This is a genomic window from Comamonas sp. UBA7528, assembly GCF_002479375.1.
In the GTDB taxonomy this organism is placed as follows: Bacteria; Pseudomonadota; Gammaproteobacteria; order Burkholderiales; family Burkholderiaceae_C; genus Comamonas.
In genome coordinates, this window is sequence record NZ_DLMU01000006.1 from 1 (window position 1) to 16,904 (window position 16,904).

Genomic DNA, 16,904 nt, shown 5'->3' on the forward strand with positions numbered 1-16,904 from the left:
TGACAACGTGTCGATCACTGTGAAGCGGATCGCCCCCATCGCCATGGAAGAAGGTCTGCGTTTCGCTATCCGCGAAGGCGGCCGTGCCGTGGGCGCTGGCGGGGTTGCGACCATCATTGCTTAAAATTTAAGGGTTTAGGGGTATAGCTCAATTGGCAGAGCGTCGGTCTCCAAAACCGAAGGTTGTAGGTTCGATTCCTACTGCCCCTGCCACCTTCAGGTGGTAAAGATAAGCCCGCCAGACTCTGGCGGGCTTCAGTGTCTTGTGCTCGGCCATTGTGCTGTGCGAATGAAGATTAGGTATGGCTACATCGCAAGTTGAAACAGTAAGCTCTGGCGCCGACAAGGCCAAGCTGGCTGCCGTGCTGGTTCTGGTGATTGCATCCATCGCCGGCTTTTATTTTCTGGGCGCCCAAGGTCCTGTGGCGCAATGGGGCGTGCTGCTGGTTGGCCTGGTGGCCGCTGCCGCAGTGTTCCTGGTCTCCGAGCACGGCAAGCAACTGATTGGGTTTGCCAAGGATTCTTGGAAAGAAGTCAAAAAGGTCGTCTGGCCCTCGCGCAAAGAGACCATGCAGATGACGCTTTATGTGTTCGCCTTTGTGGTGATCATGGCTTTGTTCCTCTGGTTGACCGACAAGACCGTGGAGTGGGTGTTGTATGACCTCATTCTGGGCTGGAGAAAATAATGACTGATGCGATGGACGCAGGTGCATCGGGCGCTCAAGTGGCGCCCGCTGCTGCAGTGAATCCTGATTTGCGCTGGTATATCGTGCATGCCTACTCGGGCATGGAAAAAGCGGTGGAGCGCAACATCACGGAGCGCATTCAGCGTTCTGGTATGCAGGAAAAATTTGGCCGTATCCTGGTTCCCACCGAAGAAGTGGTGGAAATGAAGAACGGCCAGCGCAAGACCACCGAGCGTCGCCTGTTCCCGGGTTATGTGTTCGTCGAGATGGTGATGGACGACGACACCTGGCACCTGGTCAAGCACACCAGCAAGGTGACCGGCTTTGTGGGTGGCGCCAAGAACCGCCCTGCACCGATCTCGGAAGAGGAAGTGCAGAAGATCGTGAGCCAGATGCAGGAAGGCTCCGAGAAGCCGCGCCACAAGATCGAGTTCATGGTGGGCGAGCTGGTGCGTGTCAAGGAAGGTCCGTTCACGGACTTCAATGGCACGGTCGAAGAAGTCAATTACGAGAAGAATCGCCTGCGGGTGTCCGTGGCGATCTTCGGTCGCTCCACTCCGGTGGAGCTGGAATTTGCACAGGTCGAAAAGACCTGATGCCGATCGCACGTTGTGGGACTCGCGTGCTGAAATAAGAGTCCTTTAACACGGGGAGCCATGCACCACATGGCGTTATGCACCCGTAAGGAGTAAATCCATGGCGAAGAAAATCGTCGGTTTTATCAAGCTGCAAGTGCCAGCTGGTAAGGCCAATCCTTCCCCTCCCATCGGTCCTGCGCTGGGTCAGCGTGGCCTGAACATCATGGAATTCTGCAAGGCATTCAATGCGCAGACCCAAGGTGTCGAGCCCGGTCTGCCTCTGCCTGTGGTGATCACGGCCTTTGCTGACAAGAGCTTCACGTTCGTCATCAAGACCCCTCCCGCCACCGTGCTGATCAAGAAGGCCATCAAGCTGGACAAGGGTTCTGCGAACCCTCTGAAGGCCAAGGTCGGCAAGATCACCCGCGCTCAGCTGGAAGAGATCGCTCAGACCAAGCTGAAGGACATGAATGCCGCCAACGTTGACGCTGCCGTGCGTACACTGGCTGGTTCTGCCCGTTCGATGGGCGTGATCGTGGAGGGTTTGTAAAATGGCCAAGTTGACCAAGAAGCAAAAAGCTCTCCAAGGCAAAGTGGATTCCACCAAGCTGTATGCCTTCGGCGAAGCCGTGGCACTGGTGAAGGAAGCTGCTACCGCCAAGTTCGATGAATCCATCGACGTGGCCGTGCAACTGGGCGTGGATGCCAAGAAGTCGGACCAAGTGGTGCGTGGCGCTGTCGTGCTGCCTCACGGTACCGGCAAGACCACCCGTGTCGCCGTGTTCGCCCAAGGCGCCAAGGCTGAAGAAGCCAAGGCCGCTGGTGCCGACATCGTTGGCATGGACGATCTGGCTGCCCAGGTCAAGGCTGGCGACATGCCTTTTGACGTGGTGATCGCTGCTCCCGACGCTATGCGTGTCGTGGGTCAGCTGGGTCAGATCCTGGGCCCACGTGGCCTGATGCCCAACCCCAAGGTGGGTACTGTGACTCCCGACGTCGCTACGGCCGTGAAGAACGCCAAGGCTGGTCAGGTGCAGTTCCGCGTGGACAAGGCTGGTATCGTGCACTCGACCATTGGTCGCCGCTCGTTCGACAACGACAAGCTGCAAGCCAATCTGGCCGCTCTGGTGGACGCGCTGAACAAGTCCAAGCCTGCTTCCAGCAAGGGTCTGTACCTGCGCAAGGTGGCGGTTTCCTCTACGATGGGTGTGGGTGTTCGCGTCGAACCCCAATCCATCGCAGCGTAATTCGCTAAAATCTTCTGCCCGGATTTATTCGGGCTGATGTGGTGGGCTGTCCATGTGCGCATGGACAGGTCATCCAAGACCGCTGGTGTGGCTTGCCACTTAATTGCATAGCCAGCGCAGATGGCGATCCCGCTGCAGATGGATGAATGTCCTCTAACAGTTGGTCGCTGCAACAAGAGCGCGCACAAGGGGCTTGCCCTGCGTGCGCATTTGAAGGAGTAGACCTTGAGTCTTAATCGCAGTGAGAAAGAAGCGGTCATCAACGAAGTGACCAGCCTCGCCGCTAAAGCTCAAACGCTTGTGATCGCGGAATACCGTGGCATCACGGTCGCCGACATGACCAAACTGCGTAGCGAAGCGCGCAGCAAGGGTGTGAGCCTGAGTGTGTTGAAGAACACCCTGGCCCGCCGTGCTGTCGCCGGTAGCGCGTTTGAAGTGGTGGCTGACCAGATGACCGGTCCCCTGATCTATGGCTTCTCTGAAGACGCAGTGGCTGCCGCCAAGGTGGTGGCCGACTTCGCGAAGACCAACGACAAGTTGGTGATTCGCGGTGGCGCGTTTTCGGGCAAGGCCCTGGACGTGAACGGCGTGAAGCAACTGGCAAGCATCCCCTCGAAGGAAGTTTTGCTGGCACAAGTGTGTGGCTTGCTCATGTCGCCTATGTCGCGTACAGCCGTGGTGCTGGGCGCGCTGGCGGCAAAGAAGAGCGAAGGCGCAGAGCAACCTGCCGCCGAAGAAGCCGCTGCAGCTTAATTGCGGCAACAAACAACCAACAAATTGTTAGGAAATTAACATGGCATTCGATAAAGACGCATTCTTGACCGCCCTGGACAGCATGACTGTTCTGGAACTGAACGACCTGGTCAAGGCCATTGAAGAAAAGTTTGGCGTGAGCGCTGCCGCTATGGCTGCTCCTGCTGCTGCTGGCGGCGGTGCTGCTGCTGCTGCTGAAGAAAAGACCGAGTTCAACGTGGTGCTGACCGAAGCTGGCGCCAACAAGGTTTCCGTGATCAAGGCCGTGCGTGAAATCACCGGTCTGGGTCTGAAGGAAGCCAAGGACCTGGTCGACGGCGCTCCCAAGAACGTGAAGGAAGCTGTGGCCAAGGCTGACGCTGAAGCCGCTGTGAAGAAGCTGGTCGAAGCTGGTGCCAAGGCTGAACTCAAGTAATTGAGTCCAATCCTGAGGCTGGAGTGCTCGCAAGGGCCTCCAGCCTTTGGTGCTTGTGGAACTGGCTTCCAGAGCACACCAGAAAACGGGCAAATGGCCTTTTTTCTAGTGTCTTCTGACAACCCGACAGCAGAAGATGCCTTGGTTCGGGCGATGTGCAACGCATCGCCGTCCGCCATGGTTGGTAGTGGCCAACCGCCAAGCCGGCAAAAGGAGCGCGCCCTTCTTGCCGGACCGTGTCGTCGCAGACCCAGGACTCAAGTCTTTGCCCGGAGATCTCATGGCCTATTCTTACACCGAACGTAAGCGAATTCGCAAAAGTTTCGGCAGCCGCGATAGCGTGCTCGAAGTGCCTTACCTGCTGCAGATGCAAAAAGATGCATACACCGCATTCCTGCAGTCAGACGTAGCCCCCAAAAAACGCACCATTGAAGGCCTGCAAGCGGCTTTCAACTCTGCTTTCCCCATCGTCTCTCACAATGGTTTTGTGGAGATGAAGTTTGTCGAGTACAACCTTGCCAAGCCCGCTTTCGACGTGCGCGAGTGCCAGACCCGTGGTCTGACCTTCGCCTCGGCCGTGCGCGCCAAAGTGCAGTTGATCATCTATGACCGCGAGTCCTCGACTTCGCAGTCCAAGGTGGTCAAGGAAGTGAAGGAGCAAGAGGTCTACATGGGCGAAGTGCCCCTGATGACCGACAAGGGCTCGTTCATCATCAACGGTACCGAGCGCGTGATCGTCTCGCAGCTGCACCGTTCGCCTGGCGTGTTCTTCGAACACGACAAGGGCAAGACCCACAGCTCGGGCAAGCTGCTGTTCTCGGCGCGCATCATCCCCTACCGCGGCTCCTGGCTGGACTTCGAGTTCGACCCCAAGGACCTGCTGTACTTCCGCGTGGACCGTCGTCGCAAGATGCCTGTGTCCATCCTGCTGAAGGCCATCGGCCTGACCCCCGAGTCCATCCTGGCGAACTTCTTTGTCAACGACAATTTCCGCCTGATGGACAGCGGCGCACAGATGGAATTCGTGGCCGACCGCCTGAAGGGTGAAGTCGCACGTTTCGACATCACCGACAAGTCCGGCAAGGTCGTCGTGGCCAAGGACAAGCGCGTCACGGCCCGCCACACCCGCGAACTGGAACAATCCGGCACCAAGTACATCAGCGTGCCCGAAGACTTCCTGATCGGCCGTGTGCTGGCCAAGAACATCGTGGATCCCGACACCGGCGAAATCATCGCCAAGGCCAACGATGAGCTGACCGAAGCCCTGCTGAAGAAGCTGCGCAGCGCCGGCATCCAGGACATCCAGTGCATCTACACGAACGAACTGGACCAGGGCGCCTACATCTCGCAGACCCTGCGCACGGATGAAACCGCCGATGAGTTCGCCGCACGTGTGGCGATCTACCGCATGATGCGTCCTGGCGAGCCTCCCACCGAGGACGCCGTGCAGGCCCTGTTCCAGCGCCTGTTCTACAACGCCGACACCTACGATCTGTCGCGCGTGGGTCGCATGAAGTTCAACGCCAAGGTGGGCCGCGACGATCCGACAGGCCCCATGGTGCTGTCCAACGAAGACATCCTGGCCGTGGTCAAGATCCTGGTGGATCTGCGCAACGGCAAGGGCGAAGTCGACGATATCGACCACCTGGGCAACCGCCGCGTGCGTTGCGTGGGCGAACTGGCCGAAAACCAGTACCGCACCGGTCTGGCACGTATCGAAAAGGCTGTGAAGGAACGTCTGGGTCAGGCAGAGCAAGAGCCTCTGATGCCCCACGACCTGATCAACTCCAAGCCCATTTCTGCCGCGCTGAAGGAATTCTTCGGTGCATCGCAGCTGTCGCAGTTCATGGACCAGACCAACCCTCTGGCCGAAATCACCCACAAGCGCCGCGTGTCGGCCCTTGGCCCGGGCGGTTTGACCCGCGAACGTGCCGGCTTCGAAGTGCGTGACGTGCACGTGACCCACTACGGTCGTGTCTGCCCTATCGAAACGCCTGAAGGTCCGAACATCGGTCTGATCAACTCGCTGGCTCTGTACGCCCGCCTGAACGAATACGGTTTCATCGAAACCCCGTATCGTCGCGTGGTGGACGGCAAGGTCACGATGGAAATCGACTACCTGTCGGCCATCGAAGAAGGCAAGTACGTGATCGCCCAGGCGAATGCCGAACTGGACGCCGAAGGCCGTCTGGTGGGTGAACTGGTGTCGGCCCGTGAAGCCGGTGAATCCACGCTGCTGTCGCCCGAGCGCGTGCAGTACATGGACGTGTCGCCTGCACAGATCGTGTCGGTGGCCGCTTCGCTGATTCCGTTCCTCGAACACGATGACGCGAACCGCGCATTGATGGGTGCCAACATGTCGCGCCAGGCCGTGCCTGTGCTGCGTCCTGAAAAGCCCATGGTCGGTACCGGTATCGAACGCGTTGCTGCGGTCGACTCGGGCACCGTGGTGACGGCCACCCGCGGCGGTATCGTGGATTACGTCGATGCAACCCGCATCGTGATCCGCGTGAACGACGAAGAGGCTGTGGCTGGTGAAGTGGGTGTGGACATCTACAACCTGATCAAGTACCAGCGTTCCAACCAGAACACCAACATCCACCAGCGTCCCGTCGTCAAGCGCGGCGACAAGCTGGCCAAGGGTGACGTGATCGCCGACGGCGCATCGACCGACCTGGGCGAAATCGCTATCGGCCAGAACATGCTGATCGCCTTCATGCCCTGGAACGGCTACAACTTCGAAGACTCGATCCTGATCTCCGAACGCGTGGTGTCCGAAGACCGCTACACCTCGATCCACATCGAGGAACTGGTGGTGATGGCCCGTGACACCAAGCTGGGCGCGGAAGAAATCACCCGCGATATCCCCAACCTGTCCGAGCAACAGCTGAACCGCCTGGACGAGTCCGGCATCATCTACGTGGGTGCGGAAGTGCAACCCGGCGACACGCTGGTGGGCAAGGTCACTCCCAAGGGCGAGACCACGCTGACTCCGGAAGAGAAGCTGCTGCGCGCCATCTTCGGCGAGAAGGCTTCCGATGTGAAGGACACCTCGCTGCGCGTGGACCAGGGTTCGTCGGGCACCGTGATCGACGTGCAGGTCTTCACCCGCGAAGGCATCCAGCGCGACAAGCGCGCCCAGCAGATCATCGATGACGAACTGAAGCGTTTCCGCCTGGACCTGAACGACCAGCTGCGCATCGTGGAAGCCGACGCGTTCGACCGTATCGAAAAGCTGCTGATCGGCCGCGTGGCCAACGGCGGCCCGAACAAGCTGGCCAAGGGCGCCAAGCTGGACAAGGCCTATCTGGACGGCGTGGAGAAGTTCCACTGGTTCGATATCCGTCCTGCAGAAGACGAACTGGCTGCGCAACTGGAATCCATCAAGAACGCACTGGAGCAGACGCGCCACGAGTTCGACCTGGCTTTCGAAGAAAAGCGCAAGAAGCTCACGCAAGGCGACGAGCTGCCTGCCGGCGTGCTGAAGATGGTCAAGGTGTACCTGGCCGTCAAGCGCCGCCTGCAGCCTGGTGACAAGATGGCCGGCCGCCACGGTAACAAGGGTGTGGTTTCCCGCATCGTGCCCGTGGAAGACATGCCTTACCTGGCCGACGGCACCACCGCCGACATCGTGCTGAACCCGCTGGGCGTGCCTTCGCGTATGAACATCGGTCAGGTGCTGGAAGTGCACTTGGGCTGGGCCGGCAAGGGTCTGGGCCAGCGCATTGGCGACATGCTGCAAGCCGAAGCCAAGATGGCCGATCTGCGCGCCTTCCTGGAAGAGGTCTACAACAGCCGCGGTCGCAAGGAAGACCTGTCGCTGCTGAGCGATGACGAAATCCTGCGCATGGCTGACAACCTGAAGACCGGTGTGCCTTTTGCCACCCCGGTGTTTGACGGTGCTTCCGAGCAGGAAATCAAGGACATGCTGAAGCTGGCATATCCCGATGACCTGAAGGAGCGCAAGGGTCTGACCGACAGCCGCACCCAGGCCTATCTGTTCGATGGCCGTACCGGCGAGCAATTCGAGCGCCCGACCACCATCGGCTACATGCACTACCTGAAGCTGCACCACTTGGTCGACGACAAGATGCACGCGCGTTCCACGGGTCCGTACTCGCTGGTGACGCAGCAGCCTCTGGGCGGTAAGGCCCAGTTCGGTGGTCAGCGTTTCGGTGAAATGGAAGTGTGGGCGCTGGAAGCTTACGGCGCCGCCTACGTGCTGCAGGAAATGCTGACCGTGAAGTCCGATGACGTGGTGGGCCGTACCAAGGTGTACGAATCCATCGTCAAGGGCGAGCACGCCATTGAAGCCGGTATGCCTGAATCGTTCAATGTGCTGGTCAAGGAAATCCGTTCCCTGGGCCTGGACATCGAACTCGAGCGTTCCTGAGACCTTGTAAAAAACGTGAGCGCCTTCTGCGCATAAACCAAGGATCTGCATCGATTGAATTGAGAAATCGATGCAGATCCCGCAGAGGCAGCTATTAATTTGGATGAAAGGGAAAGAGTCTATGAAATCGTTACTCGACCTGTTCAAGCAATTCACGCCGGATGAGCACTTCGATGCCATCAAGATCGGCCTGGCTTCGCCCGAGAAAATTCGTTCCTGGTCTTTCGGTGAGGTGAAGAAGCCCGAGACCATCAACTACCGTACGTTCAAGCCCGAGCGCGATGGTCTGTTCTGCGCCAAGATCTTTGGCCCGATCAAGGACTATGAGTGCCTGTGCGGCAAGTACAAGCGTCTGAAGCACCGCGGCGTGATCTGCGAGAAGTGCGGCGTGGAAGTGACCCAGACCAAGGTGCGTCGCGAGCGCATGGGCCACATCGACCTGGCCGCGCCTTGCGCCCACATCTGGTTCCTGAAGTCCCTGCCTTCGCGCCTGGGTCTGGTGCTGGACATGACGCTGCGTGACATCGAGCGCGTGCTGTACTTCGAAGCCTATGTGGTGACCGATCCCGGCATGACCCCGCTGAAGAAGTTCAGCATCATGTCCGAAGACGACTATGACGCGAAGCAGCGTGAATTCGGCTACGACGAGTTCACCGCCAAGATGGGCGCCGAAGGTATCAAGGACCTGCTGGAAGGCATCGATATCGACAGCGAAATCGAGCGTTTGCGTGGCGATCTGACCGGCTCCGAAGTCAAGGTCAAGAAGAACGCCAAGCGCCTGAAGCTGCTGGAAGCGTTCAAGAAGTCCGGCATCAAGCCCGGCTGGATGGTCATGGAAGTGCTGCCCGTGCTGCCTCCAGACCTGCGTCCGCTGGTGCCGCTGGACGGCGGCCGCTTTGCGACCTCCGACCTGAACGACCTGTACCGCCGCGTCATCAACCGCAACTCGCGTCTGCGCCGTCTGCTGGAGCTGAAGGCTCCCGAGATCATTGCGCGCAACGAAAAGCGCATGTTGCAGGAAGCCGTGGACAGCCTGCTGGACAACGGCCGCCGTGGCAAGGCCATGACGGGCGCCAACAAGCGTGCCCTGAAGTCGCTGGCCGACATGATCAAGGGCAAGAGCGGTCGTTTCCGCCAGAACTTGCTGGGCAAGCGCGTGGACTACTCCGGTCGTTCCGTGATTACCGTGGGTCCTTACCTCAAGCTGCACCAGTGCGGTCTGCCCAAGCTGATGGCGCTGGAACTGTTCAAGCCTTTCATCTTCTCCCGTCTGGAGCAGATGGGCATTGCCACGACCATCAAGGCCGCCAAGAAGGAAGTGGAATCCGGCAGCCCCGTGGTGTGGGACATTCTGGAAGAGGTCATCAAAGAACACCCGATCATGCTCAACCGTGCGCCTACGCTGCACCGTTTGGGTATCCAGGCGTTCGAACCCATCCTGATCGAAGGCAAGGCCCTGCAACTGCACCCGCTGGTCTGCGCGGCATTCAACGCCGACTTCGACGGTGACCAGATGGCTGTGCACGTGCCCCTGTCGGTGGAAGCACAGATGGAAGCCCGCACGCTGATGCTGGCCTCCAACAACGTGCTGTTCCCCGCTTCGGGCGAACCCTCCATCGTTCCTTCCCAGGACGTGGTGCTGGGTCTGTACCACGCGACCCGCGACAAGATCAATGGCAAGGGCGAAGGCATGGTGTTCATGGACACCAACGAAGTCCAGCGCGCGCTGGATTCCGGTGAAGCCGAGCTGCATGCCAAGATCAGCGTGCGTCTGCCCCAGTGGACCAAGGACAAGGAAACTGGCGAATTCGTCAAGTCCGTGAGCCTGGTGCACACCACGGTGGGCCGTGCCCTGTTGTCGGAAATCCTGCCCAAGGGCCTGGACTTCAGCAACATCAACAAGGCGCTGAAGAAGAAGGAAATCTCCAAGCTCATCAACGCTTCGTTCCGCAAGTGCGGTCTGAAGGCCACCGTGGTGTTTGCCGACAAGCTGCTGCAGAACGGTTTCCGTCTGTCGACGCACGCCGGCTTCTCCGTGGCCATCGACGACATGCTGGTGCCCCCGCAAAAGGCCGAGATCCTGGCCCGCGCGGAAGCCGAAGTGAAGGAAATCGAGCAGCAGTACGTCTCCGGTCTGGTGACGGCTGGCGAGCGCTACAACAAGGTGGTGGACATCTGGGGCAAGGCCGGTGACGACGTGTCCAAGGTGATGATGGACCAGCTGAAGGTCCAGAAGACCACCGACCGCGACGGCAACCAGGTGGACCAGGAGTCGTTCAACGCCATCTACATGATGGCCGACTCCGGTGCCCGGGGTTCTGCAGCGCAGATTCGCCAGCTGGCCGGCATGCGTGGCCTGATGGCCAAGCCAGACGGCTCCATCATTGAGACGCCTATCACCGCGAACTTCCGCGAAGGCCTCAACGTGTTGCAGTACTTCATCTCGACCCACGGTGCCCGTAAGGGTCTGGCCGACACGGCGTTGAAGACTGCGAACTCGGGTTACCTGACCCGCCGTCTGGTGGACGTGACCCAGGACTTGGTCGTGAACGAGCAAGACTGCGGTACCTACAACGGTTACCTGATGCGTGCCATCGTCGAAGGCGGTGAAGTGATCGAATCCCTGCGCGATCGCGTGCTGGGCCGTTCCACTGCCGAAGACGTGCTGCATCCCGAAACCCGTGAGGTGCTGCTGCGCGCTGGCACGATGCTGGAAGAGGACACGATCGAAGAGCTGGAAGCCCAGGGCGTGGACGAGATCAAGGTGCGTACGGCGCTGACCTGCGAAACCCGTTTCGGCCTGTGCGCAACCTGCTACGGTCGTGACCTGGGTCGCGGCGGCATGATCAACATGGGCGAAGCGGTCGGCGTGATCGCGGCGCAGTCCATCGGTGAACCCGGTACCCAGCTGACCATGCGTACCTTCCACATCGGTGGTGCGGCTTCGCGTGCAGCGGTGGCCTCGAGCGTGGAAGCGAAGTCGAACGGTTCGATCAGCTTCAACCCGACCATGCGCTATGTGAGCAACACCAAGGGTGAGCTGGTCGTGATTTCGCGTTCGGGCGAGATCGTGATCTCCGAAAACGGCCGTGAGCGTGAGCGTCACAAGGTCCCTTATGGCGCCATCCTGACCGTCAAGCCCGATGAAGCCATCAAGGCCGGCAAGATCCTGGCGAACTGGGATCCGCTGACCCGCCCCATCATTACCGAATACGCCGGCCAGGTGAAGTTCGAAAATGTGGAAGAAGGCCTCACCGTGGCCAAGCAGGTCGACGAAGTGACGGGTCTGTCCACCCTGGTGGTGATCGACCCCAAGCGCCGCGGTTCTGCCAAGGTGGTGCGTCCCCAGGTCAAGCTGATCGACGCCAACAACCAGGAAGTCAAGATCCCTGGTACCGACCACGCCGTGACGATCGGCTTCCAGGTCGGCGCGCTGATCCAGGTGCGTGACGGTCAGGACGTGGGCCCCGGCGAAGTGCTGGCCCGTATCCCTGTCGAAGGCCAGAAGACCCGCGACATTACCGGTGGTCTGCCCCGTGTGGCCGAGCTGTTTGAAGCCCGTACGCCCAAGGACAAGGGCACGCTGGCCGAGATGACCGGCACGATCTCCTTCGGCAAGGAAACCAAGGGCAAGATCCGCCTGCAGATCACCGATCTGGAAGGCAAGGTCTGGGAAGAGCTGGTGCCCAAGGAGCGCAACATTCTGGTCCACGAAGGCCAGGTGGTGAACAAGGGTGAATCGATTGTGGACGGCCCGGCCGATCCGCAGGACATCCTGCGCCTGCTGGGTATCGAAGAGCTGTCGCGCTACATCGTGGACGAAGTGCAGGATGTGTACCGTCTGCAGGGTGTGAAGATCAACGACAAGCACATCGAAGTGATCGTGCGCCAGATGCTGCGTCGCGTCGTGATCGAGAACCCTGGCGATACCACCTACATCCAGGGTGAACAGGTCGAACGCTCGGAAGTGCTCAACACCAACGAAGCGGCGCAACGCGACGGCAAGATCCCTGCCACGTACTCCAACGTGCTGCTGGGTATCACCAAGGCTTCGCTGTCGACCGACTCCTTCATCTCTGCGGCTTCCTTCCAGGAAACCACCCGCGTGCTGACCGAGGCTGCCATCATGGGCAAGCGCGACGAGCTGCGCGGTCTGAAGGAAAACGTCATCGTGGGTCGTCTGATCCCCGCTGGTACCGGTCTGGCCTACCACCAGGCACGCAAGGCCAAGGACGCCATGGACGAGGCCGAGCGCCGCGCCATCGCCGAAGCCGAAGCGGCCGAGCTGGCAGGCGTGACCGCTGACGAGTCCGTCGCAGGTGACGACAGCGCCGCGTAAGCGCGCGCTCTTGCGTCACTGACCACGCTCCCCGCTTGCTGCAAGGCAGGTGGGGAGCGTTTTTATTTGGGCGGCGCTGGCAGGGGCCGGCGCCGTACACATGGCGTGTAATTTCATGACGACTTCATCTGCTTCCCGCGTTGCTGGAAAACCGGCGCAGCCCGTGGCCTTGTCGCGGCTGCTGGACCAGGTGGCGCAGGCCCTGCAGGCCATCCGCGCCGGACAATCGGGCACCGGCCTGCTGCAGGCCGTGCCGGCCGCGCTGCGCCCGGGCGTCCAGGCGCTGCTGTTCCAGGTGCTGCGCAATCTGGGCCGTGCCCAGGCCCTGCGCGCCCAGCTGGCGCCCAAGGCTCCGGCCCCCAAGGTGGATGCCTTGCTGTGCACGGCACTGGCCCTGGCGTGGAATGAAGCCCAGGCACCGTATGCGCCCTTCACGCTGGTCAACCAGGCAGTGGAAGCGGCCAAGCGCGGCCCCGCTGCGCGGCAGGCCGGCTTCATCAATGCCTGTCTGCGCCGTTTTCTGCGCGAGCGGGATGCGCTGGTGGCGCTGACCGACGCCGACCCCCAGGCGCGCTGGAACCACCCCCGCTGGTGGATCGAGCGCCTGCAGCGCGAATATCCCGCGCAGTGGCAGCAGATACTGGAAGCCAACAACGCCCATGCACCGATGGCGCTGCGGGTGCATGCCCGGAAATCGACGCCTGCGCAGTACCAGAGTGCATTGCAAGCCATCCAGCTGGATGCGACGGTGTTCGGTGCGCATGGGGTGCAGCTGGGCAAGCCCCAGCCGGTCGATGCCTTGCCCGGATTTGCCGAGGGCATGGTGTCGGTGCAGGACGGTGCGGCACAGCTGGCAGCGCCCCTGCTGCTGCACGGTCTGGACCTGTCCCGGCCCTTGCAGGTGCTGGATGCCTGCGCCGCGCCGGGGGGCAAGACGGCCCACCTGCTGGAGCTGGGGGGCGAGGCCCTGCAGGTCACGGCCCTGGAAGTCGATGCGCAGCGTGCCGAACGCATTCACCACACACTGGCGCGTGTGGGCGCACAGGCCAAGGTGCTGGTGGCCGATGCCAGTCAGCCCGCACAGTGGTGGCAGCAGGCCAATGGGGGGCAGAAGTTCGACGCCATCTTGCTGGATGCCCCGTGCACCGCATCGGGCATTGTGCGGCGCCATCCGGACGTGCGCTGGCTGCGCCGCGAAAGCGATGTGGCGCAGCTGGCCACCATCCAGACGCAGTTGCTGGACACCCTGTGGCCCCTGGTGCAACCCGGTGGGCGCTTGCTGTATTGCACCTGCTCGGTGTTCAAGGCCGAGGGGGATGCACAGGTCAAAGCGTTTCTTGCGCGCAACACTGATGCCACACATCAGCCATCGCCTGGGCATTTAATTCCCGGAACCACCCCGATCAGCGATGCACTCCCGGACAATGGTGCAGGTGACCATGACGGCTTTTTCTACGCCCTGTTTACCAAGGCGCTCTGACCTTGTCGCCGCGCTGCAGCTGTGCGGTGCACTGCTGCTGGCGTTTGCCCTGTTCTGGACGCTGCCCGGCGCGCAGGCCCAGACGCTGGCCGGTGCGACCAGTACCGAGCTGCTGCTGGAGCCCACGGCCGACACGGCCGTGCCGGTGGATGGCCTGTTGCTGCGCCCGGCCGGCGACAAGCTGCAGCTCAGCGCATCCCTGCACTTCGAGCTGCCTTCCCTGGTGGAAGATGCGTTGTACAAAGGCATTCCGGTGCACTTTGTGCAGGAAGTGCGCATGGTCAGCGAGCGCTGGTACTGGAGCGACAAGGTGGTGGCCGAGGTGGAGCGCCACATGCGACTGAGCTACCAGCCGCTGACGCGCCGCTGGCGCCTGTATACCGGTGCATCCCCGTTGAGCGAGCGGGGGCAAGGCGGTGTCTCCCTGGGTGTGACCTTTGATACGCTGGAAGACGCGATGTCGGCCCTGCGGCGCATCACCCGCTGGAATGTGGCCGAGCTGTCGCAGCTGCCCTCCAGCGGTGAGCTGCAACTGGAGCTGCAGATGCGCATCGACACGGCGCAGCTGCCTCGGCCGCTGCAGATCGGCAATCTCGGGCGCTCTGGCTGGAGCATGCTGGTATCCCGCAGCAAGCGTGTGGACGCGCATGAATGGCGATGACGACTGAATCCGGTGCGCCGGCGGCCCTGCCGGCCGGCAAGCATGCCCCCAGTGCCCGCACCGTGCGCTGGACGGTGGGGATTGTGGCTGCCGTCATGTGCGCCATCGGCATGGTGCTGCTGTTCCTGCTGACGCTGGCCACCAACAACCGGGTGCTGTACGAGCGCCACTACCAGTGGCTGTTCGGCCTGAACGTGCTGGTGGCGGGCATCTTGCTGTGCGTGCTGCTGTGGATGGCGGTGCGCCTGCTGGTGCGCTGGCGGCAGAAGAAATTCGGCAGCCGGCTGCTGCTCAAGCTGGCGGCGGTCTTTGGCATTGCGGGCCTGGTTCCGGGCTTGCTGATCTATGTGGTGTCCTACCAGTTCGTCTCGCGCTCCATCGAGAGCTGGTTTGACGTCAAGGTGGAAGGGGCACTGTCCGCGGGCGTCAGCTTGGCCAGCGTAACGCTGGAGACGGTGGCCCAGGACATGGCCAACAACACGCGCACGGCCAGTGCGCAGCTGGTCCAGGTGCCGGATGCGGCGGCGGGGCTGATCCTGGAGCGCATCCGCGACCAGCTGGGGGCCAGCGATGTGGTGCTGTGGAACAGCAACGGCAAGGCCGTGGGCACGGCAGGGCAGTCCTTGTTCGCGCTGCAGCCCGAGCGGCCCAGCAGCCAGCAGCTGCGGACCGTGCGCAGCCAGCGGCCGCTGGCCACCATCGAAGGCCTGGACGATATCAACCCCAACGATGCCCAGGCGGTGCAGCAGGTGCGGGTGCGCACGCTGGCGCTGGTGAGCAACCCCAGCGTGGGCCTGCTGGAAGAACCCCGTTATCTGCAGGTGGTGCTGCCCTTGCCCCAGGCGCTGGTGACCAATGCGCTGGCGGTGCAGGGCGCCAACCGGGAATACCAGGAGCGCGCACTGGCCCGCGAAGGCCTGCGCAGCATGTACATCGGCACCTTGACGCTGTCGCTGTTCCTGGCCGTCTTCGGCACCGTGGTGCTGGCGGTGCTGCTGGGCAACCAGCTGGCGCGCCCCTTGCTGCTGCTGGCCCAGGGCGTGCGCGATGTGACGCAGGGCGATCTGCGGCCCAAGGCCGTGCTGCAGACCAATGATGAGCTGGGGGGGCTGACGCGGTCGTTTGCACTGATGACGCAGCAACTTGCCGATGCCCGCACTGCGGTGGACAAAAGCATGGTGGAGGTGCAGGCCGCACGTACCAACCTGCAGACCATTCTGGACAATCTGACATCCGGGGTGCTGGTACTGGATGCGCAGGGGCGCGTGCTGTCGACCAATCCGGGCGCCACCCGGATCCTGCGCCTGCCGATGGCGGCGCACCTGGGGCATGCACTGAGCGAGCTGCCGGGGCTGCAGGGTTTTGCGGCCATGGTGCAGGAGCAGTTTGCGCTGTTCCTGGGCGAGCAGGGTGCTTCCATGGGGCGCGAACGCTGGCAGCTGGTGTTTGAGTTGGGCGCCGGCGATCAGGCCGATGGCCCGCGTGCCGGGGAAGTGCTGCATGACACCACCAGCCTGGTGGTGCGCGGGGCCGAGCTGCCCAACCAGCGCCGGTTGCTGGTGTTTGACGATATCTCCGAAATCGTGTCGGCCCAGCGTTCCCAGGCCTGGGGCGAGGTGGCCCGGCGCGTCGCGCACGAGATCAAGAACCCGCTGACCCCGATCCAGCTGTCGGCGGAGCGCCTGGACATGAAGCTGTCGGGAAAGCTGCCGGAAGCCGAGCAGGCGCTGCTGCAAAAATCGGTGCGTACCATCGTCGAGCAGGTGGGCGCGATGAAGCGTCTGGTGAATGAATTCCGGGACTATGCGCGTCTGCCCGCGGCCGAGCTGCAGGCGCTGGACCTGAACAGCCTGGTGCAGGATGTGATGCACCTGTACGGCGAAGAAAATGCCCGCGTCCCGGTAAAGGTGGAGCTGGATTCGCAGTGCCCGCGCATTGCCGGCGATGCGCAGCAGCTGCGCCAGGTCATCCACAACCTGTTGCAAAACGCCCAGGACGCGACCGAGCAGCACGCCCAGAATCTGGGCATTGCACCACCGCCGGTGCGCATCAGCACCCAGTGGCTGGAAGCCGCACGCCGCGTGCGCCTGACCATCAGCGACAGTGGTGGGGGCTTTCCTCCCCATATCCTGCAGCGTGCCTTCGAGCCCTATGTGACAACCAAGGCACGGGGCACGGGTTTGGGCTTGGCCGTGGTCAAGAAAATTGCAGATGAGCATGGGGCTCGCATCGATTTGGCCAACCGCACCGAAGAGGGCGTGGCGCAAGGTGCACAAGTGTCGCTATCATTCGTCCCTGAAAACAACGCTGCGGCGTCAGAAGGGATGGCGACCGCGCACCGCAGTACATAGG

12 protein-coding genes and 1 tRNA gene are annotated in these 16,904 nt (G+C 61.7%); all 13 read left to right on the top strand.

The features are described 5' to 3' along the window. On the top strand, window positions 1–124 hold a 124-nt coding region (locus B3349_RS08015), incomplete at its 5' end, for an EF-Tu C-terminal domain-related protein (protein ID WP_524535972.1). A gap of 13 nt (window positions 125–137) precedes the next feature. Next, a tRNA-Trp gene (locus B3349_RS08020) sits at window positions 138–213 on the top strand. A gap of 89 nt (window positions 214–302) precedes the next feature. Then, window positions 303–686 (top strand): preprotein translocase subunit SecE, encoded by a 384-nt coding sequence (gene secE / locus B3349_RS08025; protein WP_291588053.1) that lies wholly within the window; start codon window positions 303–305, stop codon window positions 684–686. After that, complete coding sequence (gene nusG / locus B3349_RS08030; RefSeq protein WP_291588074.1) at window positions 686–1,282, top strand: transcription termination/antitermination protein NusG; 597 nt, start codon at window positions 686–688, stop codon at window positions 1,280–1,282. Before secE ends, nusG begins: the two co-directional genes overlap by 1 nt. 100 nt (window positions 1,283–1,382) lie before the next feature. Continuing rightward, entirely contained in the window at window positions 1,383–1,814 is a 432-nt protein-coding gene (gene rplK / locus B3349_RS08035; protein ID WP_280013891.1) for a 50S ribosomal protein L11, read from the top strand. Window position 1,815: 1 nt separating this feature from the next. Beyond that, a complete protein-coding gene (gene rplA / locus B3349_RS08040; protein WP_291588087.1) occupies window positions 1,816–2,511 on the top strand; it encodes a 50S ribosomal protein L1 in 696 nt (231 codons plus the stop codon). A 225-nt stretch (window positions 2,512–2,736) separates the two neighbouring features. Beyond that, window positions 2,737–3,264: a 50S ribosomal protein L10 gene (gene rplJ / locus B3349_RS08045; protein ID WP_066541604.1), complete on the top strand. Its 528-nt coding sequence runs from the start codon at window positions 2,737–2,739 to the stop codon at window positions 3,262–3,264. A 40-nt stretch (window positions 3,265–3,304) separates the two neighbouring features. After that, on the top strand, window positions 3,305–3,679 hold the full coding sequence (rplL, locus tag B3349_RS08050; protein WP_291588100.1) for a 50S ribosomal protein L7/L12: 375 nt from the start codon (window positions 3,305–3,307) through the stop codon (window positions 3,677–3,679). Window positions 3,680–3,959: 280 nt separating this feature from the next. Next, a complete protein-coding gene (gene rpoB, locus B3349_RS08055; RefSeq protein ID WP_291588107.1) occupies window positions 3,960–8,072 on the top strand; it encodes a DNA-directed RNA polymerase subunit beta in 4,113 nt (1,370 codons plus the stop codon). Window positions 8,073–8,193: 121 nt separating this feature from the next. Then, entirely contained in the window at window positions 8,194–12,411 is a 4,218-nt protein-coding gene (gene rpoC, locus B3349_RS08060; RefSeq protein WP_291588115.1) for a DNA-directed RNA polymerase subunit beta', read from the top strand. Window positions 12,412–12,526: 115 nt separating this feature from the next. Next, window positions 12,527–13,891, top strand: coding sequence for a 16S rRNA (cytosine(967)-C(5))-methyltransferase RsmB (rsmB, locus tag B3349_RS08065; RefSeq protein WP_291588124.1), 1,365 nt, complete (start codon window positions 12,527–12,529; stop codon window positions 13,889–13,891). Beyond that, complete coding sequence (locus B3349_RS08070) at window positions 13,851–14,552, top strand: DUF4390 domain-containing protein (protein ID WP_291588132.1); 702 nt, start codon at window positions 13,851–13,853, stop codon at window positions 14,550–14,552. Before rsmB ends, B3349_RS08070 begins: the two co-directional genes overlap by 41 nt. Beyond that, complete coding sequence (locus B3349_RS08075; RefSeq protein ID WP_291588141.1) at window positions 14,549–16,903, top strand: sensor histidine kinase; 2,355 nt, start codon at window positions 14,549–14,551, stop codon at window positions 16,901–16,903. Before B3349_RS08070 ends, B3349_RS08075 begins: the two co-directional genes overlap by 4 nt. Window position 16,904 lies beyond the last annotated feature (1 nt).

Bases quoted from the DNA above. Each gene is read 5' to 3' on its own strand.
- secE (WP_291588053.1), top strand. From the start codon at position 303: ATGGCTACATCGCAAGTTGAAACAGTAAGCTCTGGCGCCGACAAGGCC.
- nusG (WP_291588074.1), top strand. From the start codon at position 686: ATGACTGATGCGATGGACGCAGGTGCATCGGGCGCTCAAGTGGCGCCC.
- rplK (WP_280013891.1), top strand. From the start codon at position 1,383: ATGGCGAAGAAAATCGTCGGTTTTATCAAGCTGCAAGTGCCAGCTGGT.
- rplA (WP_291588087.1), top strand. From the start codon at position 1,816: ATGGCCAAGTTGACCAAGAAGCAAAAAGCTCTCCAAGGCAAAGTGGAT.
- rplL (WP_291588100.1), top strand. From the start codon at position 3,305: ATGGCATTCGATAAAGACGCATTCTTGACCGCCCTGGACAGCATGACT.
- rpoB (WP_291588107.1), top strand. From the start codon at position 3,960: ATGGCCTATTCTTACACCGAACGTAAGCGAATTCGCAAAAGTTTCGGC.
- rpoC (WP_291588115.1), top strand. From the start codon at position 8,194: ATGAAATCGTTACTCGACCTGTTCAAGCAATTCACGCCGGATGAGCAC.
- rsmB (WP_291588124.1), top strand. From the start codon at position 12,527: ATGACGACTTCATCTGCTTCCCGCGTTGCTGGAAAACCGGCGCAGCCC.
- B3349_RS08070 (WP_291588132.1), top strand. From the start codon at position 13,851: ATGACGGCTTTTTCTACGCCCTGTTTACCAAGGCGCTCTGACCTTGTC.
- B3349_RS08075 (WP_291588141.1), top strand. From the start codon at position 14,549: ATGACGACTGAATCCGGTGCGCCGGCGGCCCTGCCGGCCGGCAAGCAT.